At 73.7% G+C, this 5,264-nt stretch carries 4 protein-coding genes; 2 read left to right on the top strand and 2 right to left on the bottom strand.

Annotation, left to right across the window (positions count from 1 at the left end):
- Window positions 1-52: 52 nt before the first annotated feature.
- Window positions 53-1,132 (bottom strand): N-acetylmuramoyl-L-alanine amidase, encoded by a 1,080-nt coding sequence (locus ACFWOG_RS06060; protein WP_380355277.1) that lies wholly within the window; start codon window positions 1,130-1,132, stop codon window positions 53-55.
- A 172-nt stretch (window positions 1,133-1,304) separates the two neighbouring features.
- Entirely contained in the window at window positions 1,305-1,670 is a 366-nt protein-coding gene (locus ACFWOG_RS06055) for a peptidoglycan-binding domain-containing protein (protein WP_329878468.1), read from the bottom strand.
- A gap of 379 nt (window positions 1,671-2,049) precedes the next feature.
- Here ACFWOG_RS06055 and ACFWOG_RS06050 point away from each other — a divergent pair, with 379 nt between their 5' ends.
- Together ACFWOG_RS06050 and ACFWOG_RS06045 are read left to right on the top strand one after the other, a co-directional pair.
- On the top strand, window positions 2,050-2,700 hold the full coding sequence (locus tag ACFWOG_RS06050; protein WP_380355274.1) for an SDR family NAD(P)-dependent oxidoreductase: 651 nt from the start codon (window positions 2,050-2,052) through the stop codon (window positions 2,698-2,700).
- Window positions 2,701-3,130: 430 nt separating this feature from the next.
- Complete coding sequence (locus ACFWOG_RS06045; protein ID WP_380355271.1) at window positions 3,131-5,155, top strand: transglycosylase domain-containing protein; 2,025 nt, start codon at window positions 3,131-3,133, stop codon at window positions 5,153-5,155.
- The last annotated feature ends 109 nt before the right edge of the window (window positions 5,156-5,264 follow it).

Raw genomic sequence — 5,264 nt, 5'->3', positions numbered from 1 at the left:
GCCCGCGGTGACCTGGTCCGCGGGCGGCGCCGGAGCCGTACGGCATCGGGCGTCAGGCGAGCAGCCGGCTCCACGTCCGGGCGTCGACCACGCCGTCGGCGGGCAGCGACGCCGCGCTCTGGAAGGTCGCCACCCCGGACTGCGTCCCGGGGCCGAAGGCGCCGTCGACCGTCACCGTGACGCCGTGTGCGACCAGCTGGCTCTGCACGGCGGTCACCGCGCTGCCCGAGGCCCCGCGCGCGAGCGGCGCGACCGCCTGGCTCCACGTCTGGTTGCCCGCGACGCCGTCCGCCGAGGCGTGCACCGTGTTCTGGAAGGCCGTGACGGCGCTGCGGGTGGCGGGACCGAACGAGCCGTCCACGGTCAGGGAGGCGCCCCGCTGCACCAGCAGGTACTGCAGGGTCTTCATCCGCTCGCCCGAGGCGCCGCTGCTCAGCACCGGCCACACCGGGCCGGTCGGGTCCCCGCCGATCTGGGCGGCCACGTCGCGGCGCAGCTGCGGGATCAGCGCGTACAGGCGGTCGCCGGGGCACTCGGTGGCGTTGAAGTCGCGGTGCCCGTAGATCTGGTAGGCCCGCAGCCCGTACTGGCGGCAGATGTGGGTGATGAGGGCGACCAGCGCCGCGTACTGCTCGCTGCGGGGGTCGACGGTGCTGTAGGTGCCCTCGTTCTCGATGCCGATCGCCACCGTGTTCTGCCCCGTGCAGTGGGCGGACTCCACGTGCTGGGTGCCGCCGGCCAGCGTGGACAGGCTGTTGTGCCGGCCTTCCGTGATGTACGCGCCGCGGCTGACGGTGAAGTGCTGACCGGTGTCGATCCAGCCCTCGCTGTCCATCTGGTAGGTCTGCATCGACCTGGCGAGCGAGAACGCGGCGGCCTGCGAGTAGTTGGTGACGTTGGCGGTCGCGGTGTGGTGCACGATCACCTTGTCCGGCGCGCCGGGCAGGATGCCGAGCGGGCCGGACGCGGGCCGGGCGCCCCAGACGGCCGTGGAGGCGATCGCCGGGCCGGTGGCGGCGCGTGCCGCCCCGGCGGGGAGCGTGGCGGAGACCAGCGCGCCGGTGCCGAGCGCGAAGGCGCTGGCGAGCACCGAGCGGCGCCCGGGGTGGGAGGGGATCGGGTCGGTGGTCATGTCGAGGGCTACCTGGTCCTTCGGAGGAGGAGGGGGAGGTCCGGGGGTGCGGCGGAGCACCGCTGCCCCCGTGCCTGCTGACGGCACGAGGGCAGCGGTGGGCCGCCCGGATCCGGCGGTCGGGTCGTCCGGACGGCGGGTCGTCCGGCGGATGGGTCGTCCGGGCGGCGGGTCAGCCGCTGGTGGGGATGACCGTGGGGCAGAACTCGATCTGGACCAGGTTGCCCGAGGGCTTGAGGTAGCCGTAGTACAGGGCGTCGCCGGTCTTCGGACCGACGATGCCGTCCGCCCCGAGGCCGCGGTTGTGCTGGAAGTCGGTCAGTGCCGCGTAGGTCGCGTTGCCGTACTGGCCGTCGACCGCGATGGAGTACCCCGCGTTGCGCAGCCCCTGCTGCACGCAGGCGACCCCGTCGCCGCGCTGGCCGGGCTTGACGTACGGGACGCCCCGGTCGGCGTGGGCGACGCCGGCGAGCGCGGTGACGGCGACGGCCGCCGCGCCGAGGGTGACGGCTCCGCGCCGGAACACGTGCTTGATCATGGAAGGTTCCCCCATCTCGGAAGCGGTCACGGGCCACCCCGGCGGGAAACTCCCCCGGGTCTGCGGTCCGTGACTCGGACACGGCCCATGCTCGGCGCCGCGCCACCCGTCCCACCAGGGGTTTCCCGTCCCTGGGACGTCCTGGGCCGGCCGGGGGAGGGCGGGCCGGGGGAGATCGGCCGGGGGAGGGCGGCCGGGGCGTCCGCCCCCGTCCCTGACGGTGACCGTGACGTCGTACCGGCCGTTCCGGTACGCCACCGCGTGGAAGAAGCCGGTGGTGCTGCCTCCTCCGACGTGTCCGCGAGACCGCCGCGGGGGAATGTGCCGGTGGCTCCCGCGTGTTGGCGGTGTCAGGGATCGTACGGACGGGGAGGACGGCATGGCCGGAGCAGTGATTGTCGGAGCGGGGCCGGGGATCGGGCAGGCGGTGGCGCTGCGGTTCGCGCGGGAGGGCCTGCCGGTCGGCCTGGTCGCGCGGAGCGGGGCGACGGCCGAGGCGGTGGCCGGGGCCGTGCGGCGGATCGGCGGCAAGGTCGCGGTGCGCACCGCCGACAGCACGGACGAGCAGGCGCTGCGGGCCGCGCTCGACGGGCTGGCGGAGGAGCTGGGGCAGCCGGACGTACTGGTCTACAACGCGGCACTGATCCGGCCGGACGCCGTCGGTGAGTGGTCCGCCCGCGAGCAGCTGGACGCCTGGGCGGTCAACGTGGTGGGCGCGCTGACCGCCGCCGCGCACGTCGCACCCGGGATGGCGGAGCGCGGGCGGGGCACCGTCCTGGTGACCGGCGGCATGCCCGAGCCGAGGCCGGAGTACGTCAGCCTGTCCCTGGGCAAGGCGGGCGTGCGCACGCTCGTCACGCTGCTGGACCAGACCTACGGCGCGGCGGGTGTGCACGTGGCCAGTGTGACGGTGGCCGGTGCGGTCGCCCCCGGCACCGCCTTCGACCCGGACGACATCGCGGAGCACTACTGGCGGCTGCACACCCAGCCGCGCGCGGGCTGGGAGCAGGAGGTGGTTCACGGGGGCTGACGTCGGGTCGCGAGGTCTTCTGCCGCAGGGCGCCACGCAGGCGCAGCAGTTCGCGGTGGTGGGATCGCGCGACCGTCGCCTGTCGGATCGCCCGCCCCGGACCGCCCGCCCCGGACCGACGGACACGGGCCCGCCCCCCTCGGCGTCGTACCCGGCTCCTGGACTGCGCCACCCCGTCGGCCCGCGCCTGGTCGGGACCTACCGCCGCCTCCGGGACCGGGCGCCGGGGCGGGGCGGGCCGTCGGTTCCGGCGGGCACTGCCCGAAAGGGCTGACTGGGCATCAAACTCCTTTCCCTACACCTCTCGTGACCACCGCCGACATGCTTCTGTGAGCATGATCACACCGACCGCTGATGCCGTGGTCCGACCCTCACCGCATCTATCCGTTCGAAGGGGTTCTGTACCCACGGACGAAGCGGAGAACGGACTGTGCGTGCACAGCGAGGCGGCGGGGTCGAGACGGAGAAGCCCGGACGCCGACGGCGGAAGCCGCCGCCGAGGCGACGCCTACGGTGGGTCGACTACCCGCGCAGGGGGCGGCGCGGAGTCCGGCGCTGGCTGCCCTCCTGGCGGCAACTGCTCCTGGCGGTGGTGCTGGGCGTCCTCGGCCCGACCGGGTGGCTGGCCTGGTTCTACACCGTCACGCAGGTGCCGGTGGACCTCAACGCCTTCGCCACCCAGCAGAACAACGTCTACTACTGGGCGGACGGCACCGAGATGGCCCGCATCGGCGAGACCAACCGGCAGGAGGTGCCGCTCGACGGCGTCCCCGAACCGGTGCGGTGGGCCGTACTCGCCGCCGAGAACGAGACCTTCTACTCGGACCCGGGGATCTCCGCCAAGGGCATCGGCCGCGCGCTCTGGCAGCTGGTCTCCGGCGGCGAGACCCAGGGCGGCTCCACCATCACCCAGCAGTACGTCAAGAACATCTACCTCAACCAGCGCCAGGACTTCTCCCGCAAGCTCAGCGAGGCCGTCATAGCCGTCAAGCTCGACGACCGGATGAGCAAGGACGACATCCTCGCGGGCTACCTCAACAGCAGCTGGTTCGGCCGCGGCAGCTACGGCATCCAGCGCGCCGCCGCGGCCTACTACGGCAAGGACGTCTCCCAGCTCGACGTCAGCGAGGGCGCCTTCCTCGCCGCCCTGCTCAAGGGCGCCGGGCGGTACGACCCGGCACTGGGCGCGGCCAACCGCGAACGGGCCGAGGAGCGGTGGGCCTGGACCCTGGACCGGATGGTCGAGACCGGAAAGCTCTCCCGCGCCGACCGTGCCCGGTACACCGTCTTCCCCGAACCCAAGCCGCAGCCGAAGTCCGCCGGCCTCAGCGGTCAGGTCGGCTACCTGGTCGACCTGGCCAAGTCCTACATGGAGAGCCACACCGACATCACCCCCGCCGAGTTCGACCTCGGCGGCCACCAGATCCACACCACCTTCGAGAAGCCCAGGGTCACCGCCCTCGCCGCCGCCGTCCAGGAAGCCACGAAGGACATCGACCCCGGCGCCCGGGACACCGACAAGCTCCTCAAGGTCGGCGCCGCCTCCGTCGCCCCCGACGGGCGGATCGTCGCCCTCTACGGCGGCCCCGACTACCTCAAGCAGGGCTTCAACAACGCCAACACCTCCACAGTGCCGCTCGGTTCGGCCTTCACCCCGCTGGTCTACGCCGCCGGGCTCGACCAGGGCGTGCAACGCGCACGGGGCGCCACCCGTACCCCGGTCACCCCCGGCACCACCTACAACGGGGACAACGGGGTGAACGTGATGACCCCGGAGGGCCCGTACTGGGGACGCGACGGCAAGATCGCCAAGACCGCCAACGACGGCAAGCGTGACTGGGGCCAGGTCACCCTGCGCGGAGCCGTCGAGCAGTCCGTCAACGGGCCGATCATGCAACTCGGCCTGGACATCGGCCTCGAACGGGTACAGAAGACCGCCGCCGCCCTCGGCCTCCTCCCCAGCGCCATGGGCGAACTCAGCCCCGGCTTCGCGGTCGGCAACTCCACCCCCAGCGCCATCCGCACCGCCGACGCCTACACCGCCTTCGCCGCCGGCGGCAGCCGCACCGACCCGTACTCCGTTCTCCGCATCACCCGCAACGGCGAGCCGCTCACGCTGCGCCTGCCCACCGCCGTCCAGGCGCTGTCACCGGCCGTCGCCGCCGAGGTCGACGCGGCCCTCAAGGGCGCAGTCCGCGGCGGCAGCGCCGGCTGGGCGGCCGAAGCGGGGTCCGATCCGGCAGCGAAGCCCGGCACCACCCCGGACCGCACGGCGGGGTGGGCGGTCGGCTACAGCGGGCAGCTCGCCACGGCGGTCACGGTCTTCCGGGCCGACCTGCGGGACATGAAGCTGCTGTCCCTCGAAGGACTGGGCGGTGCCGCCCCGGACACCCTGGACTCGACGCTGCCCGGCCGGATCTGGAGCACGTACGTGAAGGCGGCGGGCGGGCGGTAGGAGGACCGGGCGGCTGCGGTCCCCCCGCCGCCCCGCGGGCGGCACAGAAACCCCCCCGCCCACTCCCCCCGCGGTCCCCGGTGCAGGAGGCGCACTTTGTGCAGCACCA

The organism is Kitasatospora sp. NPDC058406 (assembly GCF_042722765.1).
Taxonomy (GTDB): Bacteria; Actinomycetota; Actinomycetes; order Streptomycetales; family Streptomycetaceae; genus Kitasatospora.
Note: the sequence above shows the minus strand (reverse complement) of the source record. Positions and strands in the feature narration are given on the sequence as shown.